The following is a 21605-nucleotide window of genomic DNA, read 5'->3' on the forward strand; positions in this document are numbered from 1 at the left end:
CCGTTCCCGACCTTCTGCACGGCATCCGCCGCCAGAACCCGAACGGTGTCCACCGCCCGCTGGTCGAGCTCGGTCCACTCAAAGGTGTTGCTCGGCTTCGTACTCACCCTGAATCAGGGCTCCCTCCGTATCGCGGACCGGGCTGTAGCAGCAGCCCAACTGCCCGACGGGCATGCGGAATCCCCCCGCAGTCCATCGAGGACCGCAGACTTGACGAATATAACAACCCGAGTTACTGGTTGTCATGCCACCAGTAATACGACTCTCGACCGTACTTGCCCACCCGTCACAGGGGCCCGCCCCTGGCGGTCTTGGTTCGTGGTCCGCCGACGCCCTCCGGAAGATCCGCGGCGCCGCGCCCGACGGCCGCCACCACACCTGCTGACCTCGGCTGCAAGGCGGCTGCGGGGAGGGCTTAGGATCCAGAAACTATGAGCCAGACCCCCGTCTTCCGCAGCATGGTCGCGCTCGGTGACTCCTTCACCGAAGGCATGTGCGACAGCGTCCTGCCGAACGGCCATTACCGAGGCTGGGCCGACCGAGTCGCCGAACGCCTCGCGGCCGAACTAGCCGCGACCGAGCCCGGTGCGGAGTTTCGCTACGCGAATCTCGCGGTGCGCGGAAAACTGATCGGTCAGATTGCGGCCGAACAGGGTGACGCCGCCGTCGCCCTCGACGGCGAACTGGTCACCCTCGCCGGCGGCCTCAACGACGTGATGCGGCCCGGCTGCGACCTGGACCACGTCGAACGCACCCTCGGCGGCCTCGCCGAGCGCCTCGCCGCCGGCGCCGACCGGCTGGTGATGTTCTACAGCGTCGACCCCAGCCGGCGGATGCGCAGCAGCGCCCGGATCATGCCGCAGACCCTGCGACTGAAACGCTTCGTCGGCGAACTCGGCAAGCGCGAGAACATCACCGTGGTCGACCTCTTCCACGTCCCCGCATTCGACGACGCGCGGATGTGGGCCGAGGACCGGCTGCACTTCTCCGCCGAGGGACACCGCCGGGTCGCCGAGGGCGTCCTCCAGGCCCTGGGCTACCCGCCGGCCTTCGACTGGCGCGAGCCGCTGCCGCCGGCCCCGCCGATCCCCCGGGCCGTCAAGCTCCGCGCCGACCTGCGCTGGCTCCGGGTCCACGTCCTGCCCTGGATCGGGCGCCGGCTGACCGGGAAGTCCTCCGGCGACGGACGCCTCGCCAAGCGCCCCACCCTGGAGCGCTACCCGGCCTGACCCCAGGGACCCCGGCCGGGCCCGGCCAGGCAAGGTACACCTCACGGCCCCGCGAGTTGCGGTGTTCTGCAATTCATCAGCGCCGTAGTCAGTCATGCACCTAGCGTCATCGCCATGGCAGACATCGACATCGCACTCAAGGAAGCAATGATGATCGAGGGCGCGCTGGGCGCCGCCCTCGTCGACGTGAACAGCGGCATGGCGCTGGGCGCCATGGGCGGCGGCAAGGACTTCGACCTGGCCGTCGCCGCCGCGGGCAACACCGACGTGGTCCGCGCCAAGCTCCGGGTCATGGAGATGCTCGACCTGGGCGGCGGCATCGAGGACATCCTGACCACCCTCACCAGCCAGTACCACGTGATCCGACCGCTGACCTCGCGCAGCGGCCAGGGCCTCTTCCTCTACCTGGTGCTGGACCGCAAGCGGGCCAACCTCGCCCTCGCCCGCCGCCAGCTGCACCAGGTCGAGGCCGGGCTCGACCTGTGAGCCAGCCCCCGCTCTACCAGGTCAAGGCCGAGTTCTTCCGGATGCTCGGGCACCCGGTCCGGATCCGGGTACTGGAACTGCTCCAGGACGGGCCCAGGCCGGTGCGCGAGCTGCTCGCGGACATCGGCGTCGAACCCTCCAACCTCTCCCAGCAGCTCGCGCAGCTGCGCCGCGCCGGCATCGTGGTGTCCACCCGGGAGGGGCCAACTGTGGTGTACGCACTGGCCGGTGGCGATGTTGCGGAACTGCTGCGGTGTGCCCGGCGGATCCTCACCGTCCTGCTCGCCGACCGGCAGGGGCTCCTGGAACAGCTCCGCGAGTCCGACACCAGCTCCGCACCCGAACCGCATTTCGGACAAAGCCTTACAAAATTGAATCAATGACTCTTAACGTTCTGGTCATGATCCGTTTGTGACCGCGAAACACCGGTTCGACAGGATGCCTGCATGGCTGAATTGACGAACCGTGACCAACGGCGCACCAACCGACACCACTGGCGCCGCGACACCGTCGAACTGTCCGCCGTCTTCATGGCGGTCGCCATCGCCGACCTGATCGCCAATGTCGTCGTGCACGGCCATGACGGTCCGGTGCTGCTGGTGGCCTCCGCGCTGGCGCTGCTGGCGACAGCCGCCTGGCACAGCTGGTGGAAGCACCGCCATCCGGACGCCCCACCGGGGCCCGCCCCCGGCGACATCGTCTCCGCCGCGGCGACCGAGGCGGTGTCGCTCCCGGCGCACTCGCCGCAGTCGCCGCTGTGGCGGATCCGCACCACCGTCCCGGACGCCCCGGGCAGTCTGGCCGGGCTGTGCAGGGCGCTGGCCGACCTGCCCGTCAACATCATCTCCATGCAGGCGCACCCGCTCGCCGAGGAGACCGTCGACGAGTTCGTGGTGCAGGCGCATCCGCAGACCGCCGCGCAGGACATCACCCGGGCCGTGGTCGCGGCCGGCGGCACCGAGGTCTGGCTGGAGCGCGCCGACACCCACGACCTGGTGGACGTGCCCACCAGGATCCTCAACCTGGCCACCAGGACCGCCCTGGACGCCGCCGAACTGCCGCTGGCGCTGCGCCAGTTGTTCGGCCGCTGCAGCATCCGCTCGCAGCCGGGCGGGATCGACGAGGACCAGCTGGACGGCAGCACCATGCGGCTGCGCGACCCCTCCGGCGGCATCCTGCTGGTCACCCGCGACGAACCGCCGTTCACCCCCACCGAGTTCGCCCGGGCCCGGGCCCTGATCGAGCTGGACGCGCAGCTCGGCCCGCGGGTCCCGGACACCCGCTCGGTGATCGAGATCGACGGCGGCGGCGCCCCGGCCGAGGAGTTGACGGTGCGTCGGGCCGACCCGTCGGACCGGGCCGCCGCGGTGGCCCTGCACGAGCGCTGCAGCAGCGCCACCCTGCGCCGGCGCTACCACGGCCCGGTCGCCGACAGCGACCGCTACCTGGGCCACCTGCTGGAGCCCCGCTACGGTCAGACCCTCACCGCGGAGGCCCCGGACGGCAGCCTGGCCGCCCTCGCCCATCTGATGTGGGACGACGACAGCGCCGAGATCGCCGTCCTGGTCGAGGACGCCCGGCAGCGCCGGGGCCTCGGCAGCGAGCTGGTGCGCCGGCTGGTGGAACTGGCACGGGACGCCGGGATCGACGAGGTCTACGCGGTCACCACCGCCTCCAACAGCGGCATGATCGCGACCCTGCGCCGACTCGGCGTCCCGCTGGACTACCAGGTCGAGGACGGCACCCTGGTGATCACCGCCCACCTCGCCCACGAGAGCGTTGAGGCGCCGGCTACTCGACCGGCTACTCGACGGTGACGCTCTTCGCCAGGTTCCTCGGCTTGTCGACGTCCCGCTCCAGCGCCACCGCCGCGTAGTAGGCGAACAGCTGGAGCGGGATGCCGAGCAGGATCGGGTCCAGCTCGGGCTCGTTCCTGGGCACCAGGATGGCGTCCTCGGCGAGCTTGGGGTCCGGGCGGGTGTGACCGACCATCAGCACCGGGCCGCGCCGGGCCCGGATCTCGCCGAGGGTGGTGAGGTTCTTCTCCAGCAGCTCGTCGTCCGGCACCACCGCGACGGTCGGCAGGTCCGGGCCGATCAGCGCCAGCGGGCCGTGCTTCAGCTCGCTCGCCGGGTAGGCCTCGGCGTGGACGTAGGAGACCTCCTTGAGCTTCTGCGCCCCCTCGCGGGCCACCGGCCAGCCGCGCACCCGGCCGACGAACATCATCCCGGGGTGGTCCGCGTACTTGCCGGCCAGCTCGGCGATCTCCTTCTCCTGCGCCAGGATCTCCCGGATCTGATCCGGAATCGCCTTCAGACCGGCGCAGATCCGCCGCCCGTCGGCCGGGGACAGGTCGCGGACCCGGCCCAGGTGCAGCGCGATCAGCGCGAAGGCGATGGAGGTGGAGGTGAACGCCTTGGTGGAGGCGACCGAGATCTCCGGCCCGGCGTGCAGGTACATCCCGCCGTCGCACTCCCGGGCGATGGCGCTGCCCACGGTGTTGACCACACCGAGGACCCGTCCGCCCTTGCGCTTGATCTCCTGCACGGCGGCCAGGGTGTCGTAGGTCTCGCCGGACTGGCTGACCGCGATGTAGAGGGTGTCCGCCTCGATCACCGGGTTGCGGTAGCGGAACTCGGAGGCGGGCTCGGCGTGGGCCGGGATCCGGGCCAGCTCCTCGATCAGCTGGGCGCCCAGCTCACCGGAGTAGTAGGCGGAGCCGCAGCCGAGGATCTTCACCCGGGTGAAGGCGCGCGCCTCGCGGGCGTCCATGTTGAGGCCGCCCAGGTGCGCGGTGGAGAAGCGCTCGTCGACCCGGCCGCTGAGGGTGCGCTCGACCGAGGTGGGCTGCTCGTGGATCTCCTTGAGCAGGAAGTGGGCGTGGCCGCCGGTGTCGTAGGAGGACTCCTCCCAGTCCACCGTGGAGGGCTGCTTGGCAGTGGCCCGGGCGTCCTCCTGGGTGAAGGTGTTGAAGCCGTCGGCGCGCACCGTGGCCAGCTCGCCGTCGTCCAGGTGCACCACCTGGCGGGTGTAGCGGACCAGCGCGGAGACGTCGGAGGCGGCGAACATCTCCTTCTCGCCGATACCCAGCACGATCGGGCTGCCGTTGCGGGCGACCACGATCCGGTCGGGCTGCTCGGCGTCCAGCACGGCGATGCCGTAGGTGCCCACGACGCGCTTGAGGGCGGCCCGCACGGCGTCCTCCAGCTCGACGCCCTCGGTGGCCAGGCCGGCGATCAGGTGCGCCAGCACCTCGGTGTCGGTCTCCGAGGTGAAGACGCAGCCGTCGGCGATCAGCTTGGCGCGCAGCTCGTCGGCGTTCTCGATGATCCCGTTGTGGACCACGGCGATGCGCTCGGCGCCGTCCAGGTGCGGGTGCGAGTTGGCGTCACTGGGCTCGCCGTGGGTGGCCCAGCGGGTGTGGCCGATGCCGGCCTTGCCGGTGAAGCGGGCGGGGACCAGCGCGGCCAGCTCGCCGACCCGGCCCTTGCTCTTGCGGACCTTCAGCCCGCCCTTGGCGGCGACGGCCACCCCGGCGGAGTCGTACCCCCGGTACTCGAGGCGCTGGAGACCCTCCAGCAGGATGGGCGCAGCGTCCCTGGGACCGATGTAGGCGACGATTCCGCACATACAGGACTCCTTCGTTCAGAGTTCGTTCAGCGTGAGGGTGCGAGGGTGAGGGTGAGGGTGCGAGGGTGAGGGGTGGACGGACGAGGCGCTCAGCCGTAGACGAGGCGGCGCAGCTGCCTGGTGGACAGCTCGGGCGCACGCACCCGCCGGTGCGGCAGCTCCGCGCCGATCCGCTCGAAGATCCGGTCGTTGGTCAGCCCGCGCGCCTGCAGCTCGCCGTGCCGGCGGCGCACGTACTCCTCGGCGCTCTCGGCGAAGTAGGCGAGCACGTCGGCGACCACCCGCGCCGCCTCGTTCGGCCCGAGGGCCGTGGTGCGGGCCAGGTGGTCGAGCAGATCGTCGGGTACGGACGCGGCGGACCGGGCAGGACTGGACACAAGGAGTGACCCTACGCATCCCCACCGTCGAAACCAAGAATCCTGCCCGAAATCGGGCAGGATCTCGCACGTACGGGTGCGCTTTCCTGTCCCTCCGCTGTCAGACCAGCCGGTTCCGCCGCTCCAGCAGGACCCAGCCGGCCGCCGCGGCCACCAGCAGCAGGCAGCACCCGGCCGGCACCCAGTTGCCCCAGCGGACGTACAGGGTGGAGCCGGTGGCCAGCGGCATACGGTACTGGAACGTCCCCCGGTCGTCGGTGCCCAGGGCCCGGCCGACCTGGCGGCCGAACGGGTCGTAGGCGGTGCTGACCCCGGTGAGCGTCGCCTGCACCACCGGACGGCCGGTCTCGGCGGCCCGGAACGCCGCCAGTGAGGCGTGCTGCTCGGGCGCCGCGGTGTCCTGGAAGGTCGAGGTGGACGACTGCACCACCACCAGCTGCGCGCCCCGGTTCACCAGCGCCCGGCTCATGTCGGGGAACGCCGACTCGAAGCACACCAGCGGTCCGATCTTCAACGTCCCGCCGCCCGGCTCGGGCACGCTCATGATCACCGGCTCGGTGCCCCGGCGCCGGTCGACGGCGGCGGCCTTGGACAGCGAGGCGATCCAGCCCAGGGCCGGGCGCATCGGGATGTACTCGCCGAAGGGCACCAGGCGGATCTTGTCGTAGCGCTGCCCGGTCAGCCCCTGCGGGCCGATCAGCACCGAGCTCTTGTAGATGCCCCCCTCGGGGCGCGGCGCGTCCACATTGACCAGCAGGTCCGCCCCGACCTGGGCGGACAGTGCGCCCAGCTGGGCGGTCAGGTCCGGCCGGTCCCCCAGGTCGTAGCCGAGGCTGCTCTCGCCCCAGACCACCAGGTCGGGACTGGTGCCGATGAGGGTGCGGGTCAGCTCCTCGCCGGCCTCGGTGCGGTCGTCCAGGTCCACCGTGCCACCGGGCTGGACCACGGCGACGGTGGCCTTCGCCCCGGTCAGCCGCGGTTGCGGGGCCCAGGCCAGCGCGGCCAGGGTGCAGCCGCCCAGCGCCAGCAGGGTGCCGTAGGCCACGGCGGAGCGGCCCCAGGCCGCGATCAGCACCACCACGGCGGTGTTCACCACCACGATGAACAGGCTGTCCAGCCACACCCCGCCGACCGAGGCCAGCACCAGCGCAGCGTGCTGCTGGTACTGGCTCGCGCCCAGCAGTCCCCACGGGCCGCCGAGGTACTGCCAGGAGCGGATCGTCTCGATGGCCAGCCAGCCGCACGGGACCAGGACCACCGCCGCGGCCGCCCGCCCCGCGTCCGGGCTGCCGCGCAGCAGCCGCCACACCAGCCAGCCCCAGGGCGCCCAGAACAGCCCGAGCAGCCCGGCCAGCACCAGGATGGCCACGCTCAGGGTGGGGATCAGCCAGCTCATCACACCGACCAGGAAGCCCACCCCGCCCCACCAGCCGAGCACCATCGCCCGGCGCCGGGTCGGGGCCGTGCGCAGCACCAGCATCAGCGGCACCAGGCAGACATAGGCGAACCACCACCAGCCGACGGTGGGGAAGATCAGCACCGGCAGCGCCCCGGTCCCGGCCGCGAGCAGCGGCATCCGCGAGCGGCGGCCCAGCCGGCGCAGCCGCCCCGGTTCCGCGGCGGGACCGGCGTCGGCCTCGGCCTTCGTCATCACGGCCTGGCCGCCCCGCCCGTCCCGGTCCCCCTCGCTCCGCCTCCCGGCCCGGTCACCGTCGGCCCCCCTCCCCGCAACACTGTGCACCTGCATCCCTCTCCTCAGTCACCACTCCCAGTCTCGACGCATTCCCCCTGATCAGCACCTCGAACACGGGAACCGCTTCCGATCGGCGCAGCGCTGGGGCACCCTGGAGACAGGGAGGCTGATATGCCGTCACTTCCACGGCCGCTGCACATCTCACTGCGTCAGGCACGGCGTCAGGCACGGCGCCGCAGGCCACGGGCGCACCATGACATCAACGACCTGGCCCGGCGCAGCCACTACCGCGCCCCGCACCGGCGCCGGCACCCGGTCCGCGCGCTGACGGTCAACCTCGCCGTCGTGGCCCTGCTGCCGCTGTGGCCGTTCATCGCCTACCCGCTGCAGCGGGCCAACACCCCGACCCGTTGGCGGCGCGTGGCCCTGATCGAGTACGGCGGACGCATGGACGGCCCCCGGCAGTTCCTCTGGGTGGTCACCCACCACTCGGTGGTCATCGCCCTGAGCGCCCCGATGCGCTACCTCGCCGACCGCCTTCACCGCACCGGCGGCCGGGGTGAGGGACCGCGCCGCAACCCGCCCTCCGCCGGCGACCGCGAGCCCCGCCGCCCCAAGCCCGGCCCGCCGTCCGACGCCATCGCCCTCCCCGAACCCCGGGGCTGAGCGGGCGGGCAGGCCGAGCGGGGCAGGCCGAGCGGGCGGGGCGCGCCGAGCAGGAGGCGGCAACGGAAAGGGCAGCCCGGACGCGCCAGCGCGCCCCGGGCTGCCCTCGGTGGTCCCGCACGACCACCTGATCCGGTCTCCTGATCCGGCCTCAGGCCGCAGCGCCGCCGGAGTAGTCGGAGGCGAAGGCGGTCTCGACGACGCCCTCCACACCGGTGTCGGTGAGGATGATCCCGAGCTCACGGTTGTTGCTGAGCGAGTTGCTGGTGATGTTCATGGAGCCGACCTCCACCTTCGCGGTGGACAGGCCGTAGTCGGCGACGATCGCCTTGGCGTGGATGTAGTAGCCGGTGCTGGAGGAGTAGCCGCGCACGGTGCCGCCGGCCGCCTTCACCGCGGACACCTCCGAGGAGTAGTCCGACGGGTACTCCAGCACCACCCGCACGGTCACCCCGGCCTTGGCCCGGGCGACGATGGCGTTGACCACGGCGGTGTCGCTGAACTCCTCCTCCTCGACGTCCAGGGTCTTGGTCGCACCGTTGATCACGCTCAGCAGCCGGGTCTGCGAGTCGGTGGGCGACCAGGTGAGGTCGTCGCCGTCGCTCGGGGTGATCGCGGTGTGGGCGTAGTCCGCGTTGAAGACCTTCTCGATCGCCGCGACGTCCGTGCTGTCGGTGTCGAAGACACCGTAGTCACGGCTGGTCGTGTAGTACTTCGAGGTCAGGTTGCCGGTGAGGATCAGCGACTCGGTGCCGTCGACCGTGATGGTCTTCTGGTGGGTGTAGACGTAGGACGAGGACGAGTAGACGACGCCGACGCCGGCCGCCTTGAGGGTGGAGTACGCCGAGGCGTTGGTGGAGGTCTGCTGGCGGTCCAGGATGACCCGCACGGTCACCCCGGCCTTCTCGCGGGCCACCAGGTCGGCCACCGCGGTGGTGTCACTGAGCTCGTACATCGTCATGTCGAGCGTGCTGGTGGCCGAGTTGATGAAGTTGTAGATCGTCGGCTCGGTGCTGGTGAGCGAGAAGGCGAACGCCGTGTAGTTGCTCGCGGCGTGGGCCGGCAGGGCGGTACCCAGCGCTGCCGCGCAGGCCGCGAGGATGGTTCCGGCGCGGCGCAGGGTGGTCCGGATCATCGTGTCTCCCTGGACACTTGAGGGTTCGTCAGCCCCGGCGGGCTGGCGCGCCAACCAGAAAACCACGCGCGTAGAACTGAGGGAAGAGGCGTCCGGTTAACTTGTCATGTCCTTTTGTCTACGCGCGTCCCTCCGTTTGTGCACGTTCTGGAATCACAGCAAAATCACAGCGAAATCACAGGCCGGGACGGCGCCATCGCGAGCGGCGTAGCGGGTCGCTGGCGGCAACTGCGAGTGGCTTACATGGCGCCACCATTGCCGAGTGGCACGCCCGTGGCTTGTTGCTGTTGCTCGCTCCGCTCGCGGCGACAAGGACGGGAGGAGTGCGGGGCCTCGCCGTTGCCGGGCGGCGGGTCGGTCGGCGGTGCGGCTGCAGAAACGATTCGCCAGGTAGGTGCCCTCTACACTTTGGGTCAATCTTCGGACAACGGGTCACTTGATCTACGTGAATGCCCGGATATGTCCGACATCTCCGTACGACGAGTGACCCGACGTACGAGAAGTGACCCCAGTTCAGGCAACTCGACCCACCGCACGCCCCCTGCCCGCCCCGCACGCCCCCCTCACGGGCCTACAGCGACCAGCCAAGCAGCCCCCTCCCTGCTGTTGGCCCGCGAGCGCAGCGAGCAACAGCAACAAGCCACGGACGGCGGAGGGCGGCAACGAACCCGCCACGTAAGCCACCCGCAGCTGCCGCACACCAGCTACGCCGCCCCGCCACCCCCTCCCCACCTCAGACAGTCCGCAGATACCGCAGTCCCTCCCGGAGGTAGCCGCGCGGGTTGGTGTCGAGCAGGCGGACCCACGCGGGTTCGGTCTCGGTCTCGCCGCGGAGCCAGGCATAGCGGGCGAGGGCGTAGCCGAACATGGGCTGGGTGAGGTAGCCGAGCCTGCGGCGCTGCCAGCCTCCGGCGTGCTGGCTGAAGCGGTGGGCGACGTTGGCGTTGAAGTGACCTGTGCCGAAGAACACGGTCAGCAGGTCGGTGAGGGGTTCGCCGTCACGCCGCGCAGCCGGGATGCGGTGCTCGCCGAGCAGCCGGTGGTGGCCGAGCTCGTGGGCCAGGACGGCGACGAGGGCGACCGGGTCGGAGCTGAGCTCGCCGGTGAGGGTGATCATCGGCGAGCCGTCCGCCGACCGCTGGTAGTGGCCTGCGGCCCCCTGGGAGCGCCATGCCGCCGAAGGCAGGTTCGCGAGCAGTTCGCGCTCCCCCGGGTCCTCCTCCTCGACCTCGACCGACACCGCCGCGCGGTCCACCCCGAGGTGGGCGAACAGCAGTCGCACCACCTGCTCGACCTCGGCGCCGCCGCCCCGGTAGGGACGGGGGAAGCGGGTGTCCTGCGGCAGCAGTACCTCGCGCCGCAGCACCTCCTCACCGAACTGGCCGGTAAGCCAGTGCAAGGACTCCTCGATCCAGACGCGTTCGTCCTCACCGACCGGACATCTGCGACGGAACATCCGCCCTCCCCCACCCCGAGGCCACCCGACCTTGCGGAGGACGTCGGCGCTACCTCGCCCGGTTCCGCAGCACCGCGCGCCCGGCCCGGTTCAGCCCTCCTGACGTTCCAGCCAGGACAGCATCGCCTCGGCCCGCTGGGCCACCGGGTCCAGTACCCCCGGGTGCTCCTTGGCGAGCGTCCGGACCGCCTCGGCCTCGACCGCCGCGGACTCGTGCTCGCCCTGGCCGATGCGTATCGCGGCGGCGTCGAGCAGGGCCTGCGCACGCTGGCCCAGGGCGGACTCGCCGCAGTCGGCGAAGGCGTCCGCGGCGCGGCGGAAGGACTCCCAGGCCTCCGCGAACAGGGCGGTCTGCTGGTCGGTGTCCAGCTCGTGGCCGTCCCAGCCGTCGTCCTCGGCGACATCGCGCAGCAGGCCGCCGAGCTGGCGCCAGGTGTCGGCGTGCTCGCGCCGCAGCTCCTCGGCGCGCTCCGGATCGAGGTCGGGTTCGGCCAGGGCCTGCCGCGCGGTCTGCTCGGCCTCCAGCATCAGGGCCCGGCCCTGCTCGGCAGTACGACCATGACGGAACGTCAGCCAGGCGCGCGCCCGCAGGGTCCGCACCACCATGCCGGCAATCCCCGCCTGCTGCCACAGTGCCTGGGCCCGGACGTAGGCGGCCTCGGCCTCCTCGGCGCGCCCGGCGGCGCTCAGCGCCTCCGCGGCCCGCGAGGCTATCTGGGCCATCGGGAAGGGCTCGCCCCAGCCCTCCACGATCGGTGCGGCCAGCGCGTACTGCTCCGCCGCGGCGGCGTGCTCGCGCAGCTCGGTCAGCGATTCCGCCAGGGCCTGACGGGCCGTCACGGCTGCCTGGTCGCCGTGCGCGAGCAGGTCCGGCAGGGCGGCCTGGAGGACTTCCGCGGCCTCCACATGCCGCCCGAGCGCCTGGTAGGAGCGCGCGAGCCGGTAGCGTGCCCCGGCGCCGGGGCCGGCGGACAGCCCCGCCTCGTCCAGCCTGCGGGTGGCCTCCAGCGCGTGCCGGACCGCCTCCTCATACGCCTCCCGGTGCCCGAGCAGATCGGCGAGGAGCAGGTGCAGCAGGCCGGCCTCCTCGACGTCGAGCAGGTCGCCGCCGTGGGCGAGCCCTTCGACCGCGGTGGCCTCGGCCGTGGTCAGGTCTCCGGTCTGGGCCTGGATCCTGGCCAGCGGGACCAGGGGTTCGGCGGCGTTCCAGGGCCGGCCGACGGAGAGGTAGCCGTCGGCGGCCGCGCGCAGTTCCGCCGCGGCGGCTTCCGGACGGTCCCCGAACAGCGCGGCACGGTTGTGCCGCGCGTCGGCGAGCACGCAGACCATCCGGGTGGCCTCGGCCTCGTCCAGCGCGGCCCGAACCTGCTCGTCGGCCGCGAGCGCGACCGTCTCGTCGAGCGCCGCGTGCGCCGGGGTCCGGGCGGACTCGGCGTGGCCTTCCAGCGCCTCGACGGTGTGCACCTTCGCCCGGTTGAGCAGCGCCGACGCCAGGTGCCGGGAGTTGGCCGAACCGTCGGCGACGGCGGCCCGGGCCGCGGCCACGGCGCTGTCGGCCAGAGCCCGGGCCCGGTCGAGATCACCGTCGCCGTCGCCGTCGCTCCGGTCGGCGGCCAGCGCCAGCGCGATGGCGGCACGTCCCTGGTTGACGGCGGCGTCCCCCGGCCGGCCCGCCTCCAGGTAGGCGGCGACGGCCGCCTCGAAGGCGTCCCGGGCGGCCGCGCTGTCCTGCCTGCCGTGGCGGATGCCGCGCTGGGCGGCGAGCTCGGCCCGCAGCAGCGGCTCCGGCTCGCGGTCCCCCGCGCCCGTCTGCTCCCCCGGCCCCGCCCCGTCGCCCGGCCCCGCACCGTCGCCCGACCCCGCCCCGTCGCCCGACCCCGCCCCGTCCCGGAGCGCCGCCTCGACGGCGAGCCAGGCCTGGCGGGAGGCCGGGTGGCCGAGGTCGCGCAGTCGGCGGGCCTCGGCGAGCTGCTCGTCGAAACCAGCCGCCGGCGTCGGCAGCGGTGCTGGCACGGCCGGGCGGGCGGCGCCCGGCAGCACCGCGCTCAGCCCCAGCGGCATCCGCTCCAGCAGCGGCTGCACGGCGATCCGCTCCGCGCTCTCGCGGGAGACCGCGTCGGTGCCGTTGCGGCGGTCGAACCGCTGCACCAGGCCGACCCGCAGCGTTTCGACGTGCTCGCGCAGCGAGGCGACCGTCCAGTCACTGCCACCGCTGCCGCTGCCGCCGGCTCCGGCCGGCCCCACCACCTGCTGTTCGGCCAGCCCGAGCACCAGGAGCCGGTCCAGCAGTACCAGCGCGGCCTCCGCGAACGACAGGACGCTGTCCGGGTTCCCGGCCCCGGTGAGGTGCTGGGCGTGCTCGGCGAGGATCTCCAGGCCGCGGGCCTCGTTGCCGGTCAGCGCGCAGAACTCGATGTGCCGCCCGACCGCGGGCAGCAGGCTCTCGTTGCCCCGCGCCATCCGGTAGCCGCGCAGGTGGTTGGTCCTGGCCTCGTCCACCCGGCCCAGCCGCAGCAACGGCAGCAGGGAGTACGCGAGCACCCGGTGCGGCTCCTCGGCGCAGGTCAGCCGCCCGGCCAGGACCTCGGCCCAGCGGTCCAGGGCGACCTCGTCCCGGCCCTGACGGACCTCCCAGCAGCCCTGGTTGCAGGCCTCGCAGGCGTGGCAGTCGCTCATCCGGTCGCGTTCCCCGGCCAGCCAGTCGGCATAGGCCGCCTCGGCCCGCGGCAGGTCGCCGAGGTGCCTGGCGACGTAGAAGTCCTGGACCCGGACGGTGCGGGCGTTGTAGCCGGCGATCCGGTAGCGGCGCTCCATCTCCACCAGCCAGTCCTCGATGGAGGACAGCGGGATCTCCGGGTAGTCCAGCATGCTGGAGGTGACCCACTTGAACCGCCAGAACAGCTCGTACGTCGACTGGTCGTTGAAGACCGCAGGGTCCTCGTCCCACATCCGCAGCATCCGCGCGAAGGGCACGAACATCTTGCTGCGCTCGGCGCTGTACTCGTACGCGGTGATCAGGTGCGACAGGGTGTCCAGGAGCAGCGCGGCGTCCCCGGTGGCCTCGGCCGCGGCGACCAGCTCCTCGCCGCGCGCATTGCGCTGCGCGCCGTTGGGCGCCCGGTGGTTCTCCCACAGCGCGGCGCGGATGCGCGCCTCCTCGTCGCCCTGACCCGGCATCTCGCCGCCCGGCGTCTCCCCGCCCGTCATCGGCCCTCCCCCTCGGTGGTGTCGCCAGTGGTGCCAGTGGTGGTGTGGTGCGTGGCCCAGTCCAGGAGTCCCAGGAACGAGCGGTTCAGCAGCGCCGAGTCGGCGGCGCTGAGCGGTCGGCGGGACAGCAGCAGCGCCTGCCCGTAGAGGGCCTCGACAGCGGTGCCGGCCAGTTCCTGGTCGGCTATCGCCGCGATCCGCCGGACCAGCGGGTTGTGGTGGTTCAGCACCAGCCGGGCGCGCGGCGCACTGCCGCGCAGGGCGCCGAGGATGCCCGCCCACAGGGCGTCGGCGCTCTCCTCGGTCTCGGCGCGGGCGCGCTCGTGCCGGGCCTCGCGGTCGTCCAGGTGCAGCGCCGGCACGCCGACCGGCTGGAAGGTGCGCAGGGCGACGTCGCAGCCGAGCGGGTCCAGCCTGGTCCGGGCGGTGGCGAGGAAGGAGGCGAGCGAGAGTTCGACGGCCGGGTCGACCGGGTCCAGACTCGCCGTCACCGTGCCCGCGTCCAGGTCGGCGACCACCGTACCGGGCAGCACCTGCGGCAGCAGGGCGACCAGGTCGGCGTCGTAGGTGTAGCCGCCGTTGACGACGCCGATCCCCTGGGCCGCGGCGATCGGGGCGATCTGGCGGAACTCCTCCACGGTGGCGGCGATGTGGACGGTGCCGTGGTCGCGGGCGAAGCGGTCCAGCGCGGTCCTGCCGTCGCTGGTCTCCACCGTGAGCCAGGGCAGCATCAGCCGCAGCATCTCCGGATCGTGCCTGGCCAGGGACTTCACCCCGAGCTGATGCACCGCCAGGAAGCGGGCCAGCCGATCGGGATCGCCGGCGGCGAGCGTGCCGAGCCAGTCGCGGACCTTGACGCCCAGCGCCTCGCGGACGGCGGCCAGGGTCTCGTCCTCGTACAGGCTCTCGCGGGAGGCGGTGGGCCGAAGCGTGTCGGTGTCCAGCACGCAGCGGACGAAGAAGGCCCAGTCCGGCAGCAGGCCCTCGGCCCGGTCGGTGAGCAGCATCCCCTTGAGTGAGACCCGGTGGCCGCCGCGCTGCGCGGGGCTGGCCGCGGCCGGCAGCACGTAGCCGACGCCGCGGATCCCGGCCAGCGGAACGTCGAGGTCGATGACGTCCAGCGGCTCGAAGCCGAGCAGTGAGGCGCAGTGCCCGGCCAGGGCGATCCTGCGCGCGGCCGGGGTCGGGTAGGAGCGTGCCCAGACCGGGGGCAGGTCGGTGACCGGCTGCTCGACCCCGTCCGGGCCGACCACCGCCACGTCGTAGGGCAGCAGCGAGCCGAAGTCGCGGGCCAGCTCCAGCACCCGCGCGGGCGCGAGCCACTCCCCCGCGCCGGGGCGCGCGGTCAGGTGCACGGTGGTGCCGGGCTCGGTGCGCGCGTCCTGCGCGAGCTCCCTGACGGTGTAGGAGCCGTCGTCGCGCGCCGCCCACTCCACCGGCGGCTGCTCGGGGAACCGCGCCGAGCGGGTGACCACCCGGATCTCCTGGGCCACCACGAAGCAGGCCAGCAGCCCGATGCCGAACTGTCCGAGGAACTCGCGGCGCGCCGTCTCCAGCCCGTCGCGCTTGGAGCTGCGTCCGATGGTGGCCAGCAGGGAGTGCACATCGGCGCCGGTCAGGCCGATGCCGCTGTCCTCGATCCGCAGTTCTCCGGGGCTCGCGTACAGCCGGACCACGGCAGGAGCGGCCGGGTCGTCCAGGCGCCGGGCGGTGATCGCGTCGACGGCGTTCTGCAGCAGCTCGCGGACGTACACCCGCGGGCTGGAGTAGAGGTGGTGCGAGAGCAGGTCGACCAGGCCGCGCAGGTCGACCTGGAAGGTGTGGGCGGACGGTTCGGCGCCGCCCGGGGCGGCAGGGGGAGCTTCAGGTGTCATGGAGTAAGGGGTGCACGGGCGTGGCCGCGCGGGTGGTGGCGACCGGTGGGCCGCACAGGCGGAATGACGCCCCATGGTAGGGCGGCGCTCTGACAGCGGACCAGGGATTTCAGCAGCCGCCGATCTTGCCTCCCCGGTCCTGGTGCAGACCCTGCCACGAGGGTCCGACAATCGACGCCGGGCCGCCTCCCCGTACGATCGTCGGCATGAACGACTTCCGTACCGCAGGTCACGCCGCGGTGGACCTGCTGGCCGACTACCTGGGCGGACTCCCCGAGGGACCGGTCTGGCAGGAGATGGACCCGGCCGCCCGCGAGCGGCTGCTGACCCTGCCGCTGCCGCAGCGCGGACGGGGTCTGCCCGAGCTGGTCGCTGACATCGGCGCCGATGTGCTGCCGTACCCGATGGGCAACGGGCACCCCCGGTTCTTCGGCTGGGTGAACGCCGCACCGGCCCCGGCCGGGGTGCTGGCGACGATGGCCGCCGCCGCGATGAACCCCAGCTCGGCCGGCGGCGACCACGCCGACGTCCACCTGGAGCGCACGGTGGTGCGCTGGATCGCCGAGCTGGCCGGGTTCCCGCACCTGCCCGGGGCCGGGCTGCTGACCTCCGGCGCGTCCATGGCGACCATCGTGGCGCTGGGCACCGCCCGCAGCCGGGCCGCCCGGCAGCTGGGCGTGGACGTCCGCGAGGAGGGGCTGGCGGCGCTGCCGCAGCTGGTCGGCTACGTCAGCGCGGAGACCCACTCCTGCGTCCGCAAGGCCGTCGAACTGCTGGGCCTGGGCAGCCGCAGCCTGCGCACCGTCCCCACCGACCCGGCCGGGCACCTGGACCCCGCGGCCCTGCGGCTGCAGGTCAAGGCCGACCGTGCGGCCGGGCTGCACCCGTTCCTCGCCGTCGCCTCCGCCGGGACCGTCAACACCGGTGCAGTGGACGACCTGGCGGCCATCGCCGACGTCTGCGCCGAGGAGGGCCTGTGGCTGCACGTCGACGGCGCCTACGGGGCCTTCGGCCTGCTGGACCCGGTGATCGCCGACCGCTACACCGGCCTGGACCGCGCCGACTCGCTGGCCCTGGACCCGCACAAATGGCTGGGCGTCCCGGTCGACTGCGGCTGCGTGCTGGTGCGCGACCCGGTGGAGCTGCGCGGCACCTTCAGCCTGGTCCCCTCCTACCTCAGGGACGAGAACGCCGGCGGCCTGGGCTGGTTCTCCGAGTACGGCATCGAGCAGACCCGCCCGTTCCGCTCGCTCAAGGTCTGGGCCACCATCGCCGCCTCCGGACGCGAGGGCATCGCCCGCGACGTCGCGCACTGCACGGCGATGGCCCGCCGCCTGGGCGAACTGGTGGCCGCCGAGCCCGAACTGCAGCTGATGGCCCCGGTGGAGAGCTCCATCGCCGCCTTCCGCTTCGCCCCTGACGGGGTGTCGGACGAACTGCTGGAGCAGGTCAACAGCGCACTGTCGGTGGAGGTGCAGCGGCGCGGGCGCACCTTCGTCACCGGCACACTGCTGAACGGGCACGAGGCGGTCCGCGCCTGCCTGATCAACCCGGCCGTGACCGAAGCGGACCTGGCAGTGCTGGTCCAGGAGGTCCGCGCGGCCGGCGCGGACCTCCTGGCCGGGCTCAGCGCGTCGTGAAGTCGGCCATCATCGCCATGTCCTCGTGCTCCAGGTTGTGGCAGTGCAGCATGAAGCGGCCCGGGTAGTCCTCGAACCGCACCGCGATCTCGACCGCCTCGGCGGGCTGCACGTCCACGGTGTCCTTCCAGCCGCCGTCGAAGGGGCCCGGGGCGCCGCCGTTGCGCGACACCACCTGGAAGTGGTTGAGGTGCAGGTGGACCGGGTGGTGGAAGTCGCTGACGAAGCGCCAGACCTCGGTGGTGCCGAGCCGCGGCGCGGCCAGCGAGCGCCCCGGGCGGAACTCCTCGCCGTTGACGGTCCAGCCGCCGGCCGACTTCTGGAACAGGAAGGAGCGGGTGGCCACCGCCTTCGACGGGTCCGGCGCCGAGATCGTGGAGAGCCGCGCCGGGATCCGGGAGTCGTCGGCGACCGCACCGCCGCCCAGGTCGAACCGCATCACCTCGGCGGTGCCGCCGCTGCCCAGCCGGTTGACCAGCCGGACCCTGGTCCCGGCCGGGTAGCGGGAGAAGTCGACGACCACGTCGAAGCGCTCGGCCGGGGCGACGTCGATGCTGTCGTGCGCGACCGGCGCCGCCAGCAGCCCGCCGTCGCTGCCGATCTGCACCAGCCCGCCGCCGCCCGGCGGCTGCGGGTCCAGCGCGAGCCGGTAGCGGCGGGCGTTTGACGCGTTGAGGATCCGCAGCCGGTAGCGGGCCCGGTCGGTGTCCAGGACCGGCCAGGGCGCGCCGTTCACCAGCACGGTGTCGCCGAGCACCCCGTCCATGTAGCGGGTGGTGACCCCGGGCCGGGTCTGCGCGGCGTCCAGCGCCGGGTAGGCGAACGAGCCGTCGGCCGCGAAGGAGCGGTCGCAGATCAGCAGCGGCAGATCCCGCTCGCCGCGCGGCAGCGGCAGCGCCGCCTCCTCGTCATCGGTGACCAGATGGAACCCGGCCAGGCCGCGCCAGACGTTGGGCCCGGTGAAACCCATCCGGTGGTCGTGGTACCAGAGCGTGGCGGCCCGCTGCTCCAGCGGATAGGTGTACGTGCGCTGTGTTCCGCCGTCGCCGCTGTCCATCGCGACCGCACCGGTCGTGCCGGTCACGCCGGTCATGCCGTCCATCCCCGGCATTGCGGCCATCCCCGAGGCCGCCGCTCCGCCCGCCGGGTGGACCAGCTGGGTCGGATAGCCGTCGCTGTCGGCCGGGGTGTGGCCGCCGTGCAGGTGCACCACGGTGGGGTGCGGCAGCTGGTTGCGGTGGGTCACCACGGTGCGCCGCCCGGACCGGGACACCAGCGTGGGGCCGGGGAAGCTGCCCTGGTAGGTCCAGGCCTCGGTGTCCAGCCCCGGAAGGATCCGCAGCAGCGCGGGCCGCTGGGTGATCTCGTAGTGGTCGGCGGTGGCGTCGCTGCGGACCGGGGCGAGGACCTGCGGACGCGGCAGCCGCACCTGGTAGGGGCGCGGCAGCGGAACCCCGCTGCGCAGCAGCAGCCCGGGCTGACCCTGCGTCAACAGCCCGCCCAGGTACGGCGCCCCGGCCGCGATCGCGCCGGCGCCCAGGACCACGCCACCGCCGATGCCGAGGAAGCGGCGCCGGCTCAGCGCGGACCGACTCAGCCCGGGCCGGCTCACGCGTCCACCTCCGCGGGCGAAGCCTGCTCGGACGGCTCGGCGGCGCCGGCGGCCGGGGCCCGCAGCGGCAGCTTCCAGACCCGCTCGGCGTTCTTCAGCACCAGGATCAACACCCCGACCCCGAGCGGCACATGGATGATCAGCTCACGGCTGAAGCCGAGCATCATCTGCACGGCGATGACCACCAGGGTGATCAACTGACCTCGCGGCAGCGCCCCCGGAGCGCCGCCCGGACGCCACGCCAGCAGCGCGACCACCAGCGACAGCAGCACCACCGCCGCCAGGATCATCGCGGCGACCTCGTGCGCCTGCAGCAGCGGGTAGTGCCCCTGCAGGAACCCGCCCGCGAGCACCGGCTGCCCGAAGGCCAGCAACCCGGCCAGCACCACCGTCCCCCTGAGCACCCGCAGCGCCGTCAGGCGCACCCCCGGCCTGCTCTTCTCCACAGCCGTCCTCCCCCGCACCGAGTGAAGTCCCTCTTGAGAATGTCCCATGTGGAACTATCTCAGTCGGAGCATATACTCGCGCTCCATGGACGCCAACTCCCACCCCGACACCGAGGAGCAGCCCTCCGCGACCGACGTCGTCGGCCTGCTGCTCCGCCGTGCGCACCGCCGGGCCGCCAGGGAGTTCAGCCGACAGCTCCAGCCCCTGGGCATCGACAACCGCCACGCGGGGGTCCTGCTGCAGCTGGCCCGGGACGAGCCGGTGACCCAGCGCGACCTGATCGCCCTGCTGGGCAGCGACAAGTCCACGATGGTGCGCAACATCGACGAGTTGGAGGCACGCGGACTGGCGGTGCGCCGACCCCACCCCACCGACCGCCGGGCCCACGCGATCCGGCCCACCGAGGCCGGGCTGGCGGTACTGGCCGAGGTCCGCAGCCGCGCCGAGGCGGCCAACGACAACCTGCTGACCTGCCTGCAACCGGACGAGCGCGCCCAACTCCTCCACCTGCTGCGCCGCTTCGCAGACGCCGAGGAACGCTCACCCGACGACCTGTCCTAACGACAGGGCACCGACACGCAGTCAGGCGGCCACCGCACGTGCGCGGTGGCCGCCTGACGATGCAGTGCGGTGGGTGGTGCGGCAGCGACTACTCGACCACCAGCTCCACCGGGATGTTGCCGCGGGTCGCGTTGGAGTAGGGGCAGACCTGGTGCGCCTGCTCGACCAGGCTCTTGCCGGTCTCGCCCTGCAGCGCCTCGGGGAGCTCCACCCGCAGCACCACGGCCAGGCCGAACCCGCCCTCGCCGTTGCTGCCGATGCTGACCTCGGCGGTGACCGACGCCTCGCTGGTGTCGACCTTGGCCTGACGGCCGACCAGACCGAGCGCACTGGCGAAACAGGCGGCGTAGCCGGCCGCGAAGAGCTGCTCCGGGTTGGTGCCCTTGCCGTCGCCACCCAGCGCGGGCGGCATCGCCAGGGTGAGGTCGAGCTGCCCGTCGGAGCTCACGGCACGGCCCTCGCGTCCGTTGGCGGTGGCTGCGGCGGTGTAGATGGCGTCCATCGATGTCTCCTCATGGGTTGCGCTCGGAGGTTCCCGTTCCCTGCCCCATAAGCATCACACACAATTCAATTGTGCACAACTAAGTAGTACCCTTGAGACATGCCCACGCAGCCGACCGCAACCGCCGAAGACCTGCTCCGCCTGGAGCACCATGTCTGCTTCGCCCTGCAGACCGCCTCCCGCGCGTTCGGCAGCCTCTACCGTGACGCCCTGCGCGAGCAGCAGATCACCTATCCCCAGTACCTGGTCCTGCTGGCGCTGACCGAGCACGGCGAGCTCCCGGTGAAGCGCATCGGCGAGCTGCTGCGGCTGGACTCCGGCACCCTGTCCCCCCTGCTGAAGCGGCTGGAGGCGGCCGGCCTGGTGCAGCGCACCCGCAGCGCGCAGGACGAGCGCTCGGTGGACGTCAAACTCACCGCCAAGGGCGCCACCCGGTCGACGGACTCCCAGCGGGCCCTGCGTGCCTGCGCCGCGAGCCTCGGCCTGGATCCGGCCGAGCTCCAGGTCCTGCAGGGAATGCTGCAGCGCCTCACCGACCGGCTGGACGCCGTCGCCGGCGGGGCCGTCGATCCCGGGACCCCGGTCGCCGACAATTGATCAAACCCGGCCGCCGAGCCGTGCCAGACTGGGCACGCACCCGATCCGGCTGTGCTTGATCCACGATAGGAGGCCCCCATGGCTGAAGACGCAGTGGCCGACAAGACCCCCGGCGACGCGGCAGCGCCGGAGGCTGAGAGTGAAGCCGCGTCCGAGCAGCAGACTGCGAACGGCTCGAACGACCCGGCAGAGGATGTGAAGCGCAAGTTCCGCGAGGCGCTGGCCCGCAAGAGCGGCCAGCACGCCGACGCCGCCACCGCGGGCGGCAGCGCCGAGACATCCAAGATCCACGGCGCCCACGGCAAGTCCGGCGGACAGCGCGACTTCCGCCGCAAGAGCGGCTGACGCTCAGGGCGCAGGGGAGACAGAACGGGAGCGGGGCGGTGGCCGTCGGGTCACCGCCCCGCTCCCGTTCCGCCCCGGCAGCGACGCGAGGTCGTCACAGAACGGTACGGATGCCTTGTCAGACGGGCCGCAGGAGGCAGGATGTCCG

General features: G+C 72.6%; 19 protein-coding genes. 9 read left to right on the top strand and 10 right to left on the bottom strand.

Annotation, left to right across the window (positions count from 1 at the left end):
* The first annotated feature begins 431 nt into the window (after positions 1-431).
* The 4 genes from ABUW04_RS38685 to ABUW04_RS38700 all read left to right on the top strand — a co-directional run bounded on the left by ABUW04_RS38685 (position 432) and on the right by ABUW04_RS38700 (position 3532).
* On the top strand, positions 432-1229 hold the full coding sequence (locus ABUW04_RS38685) for an SGNH/GDSL hydrolase family protein (RefSeq protein WP_380568968.1): 798 nt from the start codon (positions 432-434) through the stop codon (positions 1227-1229).
* Positions 1230-1343: 114 nt separating this feature from the next.
* Positions 1344-1715 carry a hypothetical protein gene (locus ABUW04_RS38690; RefSeq protein WP_380568969.1) on the top strand — a complete coding sequence of 124 codons (372 nt, stop codon included), beginning with the start codon at positions 1344-1346 and terminating at the stop codon, positions 1713-1715.
* Positions 1712-2098, top strand: coding sequence for an ArsR/SmtB family transcription factor (locus ABUW04_RS38695; RefSeq protein ID WP_380568970.1), 387 nt, complete (start codon positions 1712-1714; stop codon positions 2096-2098). Before ABUW04_RS38690 ends, ABUW04_RS38695 begins: the two co-directional genes overlap by 4 nt.
* A gap of 63 nt (positions 2099-2161) precedes the next feature.
* A complete protein-coding gene (locus tag ABUW04_RS38700) occupies positions 2162-3532 on the top strand; it encodes a GNAT family N-acetyltransferase (RefSeq protein ID WP_380568971.1) in 1371 nt (456 codons plus the stop codon).
* Here ABUW04_RS38700 and glmS read toward each other — a convergent pair.
* The 3 genes from glmS to lnt all read right to left on the bottom strand — a co-directional run bounded on the left by glmS (position 3519) and on the right by lnt (position 7373).
* Positions 3519-5345: a glutamine--fructose-6-phosphate transaminase (isomerizing) gene (gene glmS, locus ABUW04_RS38705; RefSeq protein ID WP_030266331.1), complete on the bottom strand. Its 1827-nt coding sequence runs from the start codon at positions 5343-5345 to the stop codon at positions 3519-3521. The two genes, ABUW04_RS38700 and glmS, sit on opposite strands and share 14 nt — an antisense overlap.
* Before the next feature lie 89 nt (positions 5346-5434).
* Complete coding sequence (locus ABUW04_RS38710; RefSeq protein ID WP_380568972.1) at positions 5435-5722, bottom strand: hypothetical protein; 288 nt, start codon at positions 5720-5722, stop codon at positions 5435-5437.
* Between the two features lie 100 nt (positions 5723-5822).
* Positions 5823-7373: an apolipoprotein N-acyltransferase gene (gene lnt, locus ABUW04_RS38715; RefSeq protein WP_380568973.1), complete on the bottom strand. Its 1551-nt coding sequence runs from the start codon at positions 7371-7373 to the stop codon at positions 5823-5825.
* 213 nt (positions 7374-7586) lie between these two features.
* Between lnt and ABUW04_RS38720 the strand changes: the two genes are divergently transcribed.
* A complete protein-coding gene (locus ABUW04_RS38720) occupies positions 7587-8081 on the top strand; it encodes a hypothetical protein (RefSeq protein WP_380568974.1) in 495 nt (164 codons plus the stop codon).
* A 151-nt stretch (positions 8082-8232) separates the two neighbouring features.
* Here ABUW04_RS38720 and ABUW04_RS38725 read toward each other — a convergent pair whose 3' ends face one another.
* The 4 genes from ABUW04_RS38725 to ABUW04_RS38740 all read right to left on the bottom strand — a co-directional run bounded on the left by ABUW04_RS38725 (position 8233) and on the right by ABUW04_RS38740 (position 15753).
* The gene (locus tag ABUW04_RS38725) at positions 8233-9216 is read right to left on the bottom strand and encodes a phospholipase D-like domain-containing protein (RefSeq protein ID WP_030266338.1); all 984 of its coding nucleotides are present in this window, start codon (positions 9214-9216) and stop codon (positions 8233-8235) included.
* A 733-nt stretch (positions 9217-9949) separates the two neighbouring features.
* Positions 9950-10672: a hypothetical protein gene (locus ABUW04_RS38730; RefSeq protein WP_380524933.1), complete on the bottom strand. Its 723-nt coding sequence runs from the start codon at positions 10670-10672 to the stop codon at positions 9950-9952.
* A 90-nt stretch (positions 10673-10762) separates the two neighbouring features.
* Complete coding sequence (locus ABUW04_RS38735) at positions 10763-13879, bottom strand: tetratricopeptide repeat protein (RefSeq protein ID WP_380568976.1); 3117 nt, start codon at positions 13877-13879, stop codon at positions 10763-10765.
* The gene (locus ABUW04_RS38740; RefSeq protein WP_380568977.1) at positions 13876-15753 is read right to left on the bottom strand and encodes an HSP90 family protein; all 1878 of its coding nucleotides are present in this window, start codon (positions 15751-15753) and stop codon (positions 13876-13878) included. Before ABUW04_RS38740 ends, ABUW04_RS38735 begins: the two co-directional genes overlap by 4 nt.
* A 206-nt stretch (positions 15754-15959) precedes the next feature.
* Here ABUW04_RS38740 and ABUW04_RS38745 point away from each other — a divergent pair, with 206 nt between their 5' ends.
* A complete protein-coding gene (locus ABUW04_RS38745; protein WP_380568978.1) occupies positions 15960-17393 on the top strand; it encodes a pyridoxal phosphate-dependent decarboxylase family protein in 1434 nt (477 codons plus the stop codon).
* Here ABUW04_RS38745 and ABUW04_RS38750 read toward each other — a convergent pair.
* Positions 17380-19005, bottom strand: a complete 1626-nt coding sequence (locus ABUW04_RS38750) for a multicopper oxidase family protein (protein ID WP_380568979.1) — start codon at positions 19003-19005, stop codon at positions 17380-17382. The genes ABUW04_RS38745 and ABUW04_RS38750 overlap by 14 nt on opposite strands.
* Positions 19002-19451, bottom strand: coding sequence for a hypothetical protein (locus ABUW04_RS38755; protein ID WP_380568980.1), 450 nt, complete (start codon positions 19449-19451; stop codon positions 19002-19004). Before ABUW04_RS38755 ends, ABUW04_RS38750 begins: the two co-directional genes overlap by 4 nt.
* Before the next feature lie 85 nt (positions 19452-19536).
* On the opposite strand from ABUW04_RS38755, the gene ABUW04_RS38760 reads away from it, so the two are divergent.
* Complete coding sequence (locus ABUW04_RS38760; protein WP_380568981.1) at positions 19537-20013, top strand: MarR family winged helix-turn-helix transcriptional regulator; 477 nt, start codon at positions 19537-19539, stop codon at positions 20011-20013.
* 88 nt (positions 20014-20101) lie between these two features.
* Here the strand turns inward: ABUW04_RS38760 and ABUW04_RS38765 are convergent, their stop codons facing one another.
* Positions 20102-20515, bottom strand: a complete 414-nt coding sequence (locus tag ABUW04_RS38765) for an organic hydroperoxide resistance protein (protein WP_030266362.1) — start codon at positions 20513-20515, stop codon at positions 20102-20104.
* A gap of 99 nt (positions 20516-20614) precedes the next feature.
* On the opposite strand from ABUW04_RS38765, the gene ABUW04_RS38770 reads away from it, so the two are divergent.
* Together ABUW04_RS38770 and ABUW04_RS38775 are read left to right on the top strand one after the other, a co-directional pair.
* Positions 20615-21112, top strand: coding sequence for a MarR family winged helix-turn-helix transcriptional regulator (locus tag ABUW04_RS38770; protein WP_380568982.1), 498 nt, complete (start codon positions 20615-20617; stop codon positions 21110-21112).
* A 78-nt stretch (positions 21113-21190) separates the two neighbouring features.
* A complete protein-coding gene (locus ABUW04_RS38775) occupies positions 21191-21457 on the top strand; it encodes a DUF5302 domain-containing protein (protein WP_030266367.1) in 267 nt (88 codons plus the stop codon).
* Positions 21458-21605: the final 148 nt, after the last annotated feature.

Origin of the sequence: Streptacidiphilus jeojiensis (genome assembly GCF_042510965.1) — a bacterium.
GTDB classification, from domain to species: domain Bacteria; phylum Actinomycetota; class Actinomycetes; order Streptomycetales; family Streptomycetaceae; genus Streptacidiphilus; species Streptacidiphilus jeojiensis.

Excerpts from the sequence above, each read along its gene's own strand:
- ABUW04_RS38685 (WP_380568968.1), top strand. The coding sequence starts at position 432 with ATGAGCCAGACCCCCGTCTTCCGCAGCATGGTCGCGCTCGGTGACTCC.
- ABUW04_RS38690 (WP_380568969.1), top strand. The coding sequence starts at position 1,344 with ATGGCAGACATCGACATCGCACTCAAGGAAGCAATGATGATCGAGGGC.
- ABUW04_RS38700 (WP_380568971.1), top strand. The coding sequence starts at position 2,162 with ATGGCTGAATTGACGAACCGTGACCAACGGCGCACCAACCGACACCAC.
- glmS (WP_030266331.1), bottom strand. The coding sequence starts at position 5,345 with ATGTGCGGAATCGTCGCCTACATCGGTCCCAGGGACGCTGCGCCCATC.
- lnt (WP_380568973.1), bottom strand. The coding sequence starts at position 7,373 with ATGACGAAGGCCGAGGCCGACGCCGGTCCCGCCGCGGAACCGGGGCGG.
- ABUW04_RS38720 (WP_380568974.1), top strand. The coding sequence starts at position 7,587 with ATGCCGTCACTTCCACGGCCGCTGCACATCTCACTGCGTCAGGCACGG.
- ABUW04_RS38725 (WP_030266338.1), bottom strand. The coding sequence starts at position 9,216 with ATGATCCGGACCACCCTGCGCCGCGCCGGAACCATCCTCGCGGCCTGC.
- ABUW04_RS38730 (WP_380524933.1), bottom strand. The coding sequence starts at position 10,672 with ATGTTCCGTCGCAGATGTCCGGTCGGTGAGGACGAACGCGTCTGGATC.
- ABUW04_RS38735 (WP_380568976.1), bottom strand. The coding sequence starts at position 13,879 with ATGACGGGCGGGGAGACGCCGGGCGGCGAGATGCCGGGTCAGGGCGAC.
- ABUW04_RS38740 (WP_380568977.1), bottom strand. The coding sequence starts at position 15,753 with ATGACACCTGAAGCTCCCCCTGCCGCCCCGGGCGGCGCCGAACCGTCC.
- ABUW04_RS38745 (WP_380568978.1), top strand. The coding sequence starts at position 15,960 with ATGAACGACTTCCGTACCGCAGGTCACGCCGCGGTGGACCTGCTGGCC.
- ABUW04_RS38760 (WP_380568981.1), top strand. The coding sequence starts at position 19,537 with ATGGACGCCAACTCCCACCCCGACACCGAGGAGCAGCCCTCCGCGACC.
- ABUW04_RS38765 (WP_030266362.1), bottom strand. The coding sequence starts at position 20,515 with ATGGACGCCATCTACACCGCCGCAGCCACCGCCAACGGACGCGAGGGC.
- ABUW04_RS38770 (WP_380568982.1), top strand. The coding sequence starts at position 20,615 with ATGCCCACGCAGCCGACCGCAACCGCCGAAGACCTGCTCCGCCTGGAG.
- ABUW04_RS38775 (WP_030266367.1), top strand. The coding sequence starts at position 21,191 with ATGGCTGAAGACGCAGTGGCCGACAAGACCCCCGGCGACGCGGCAGCG.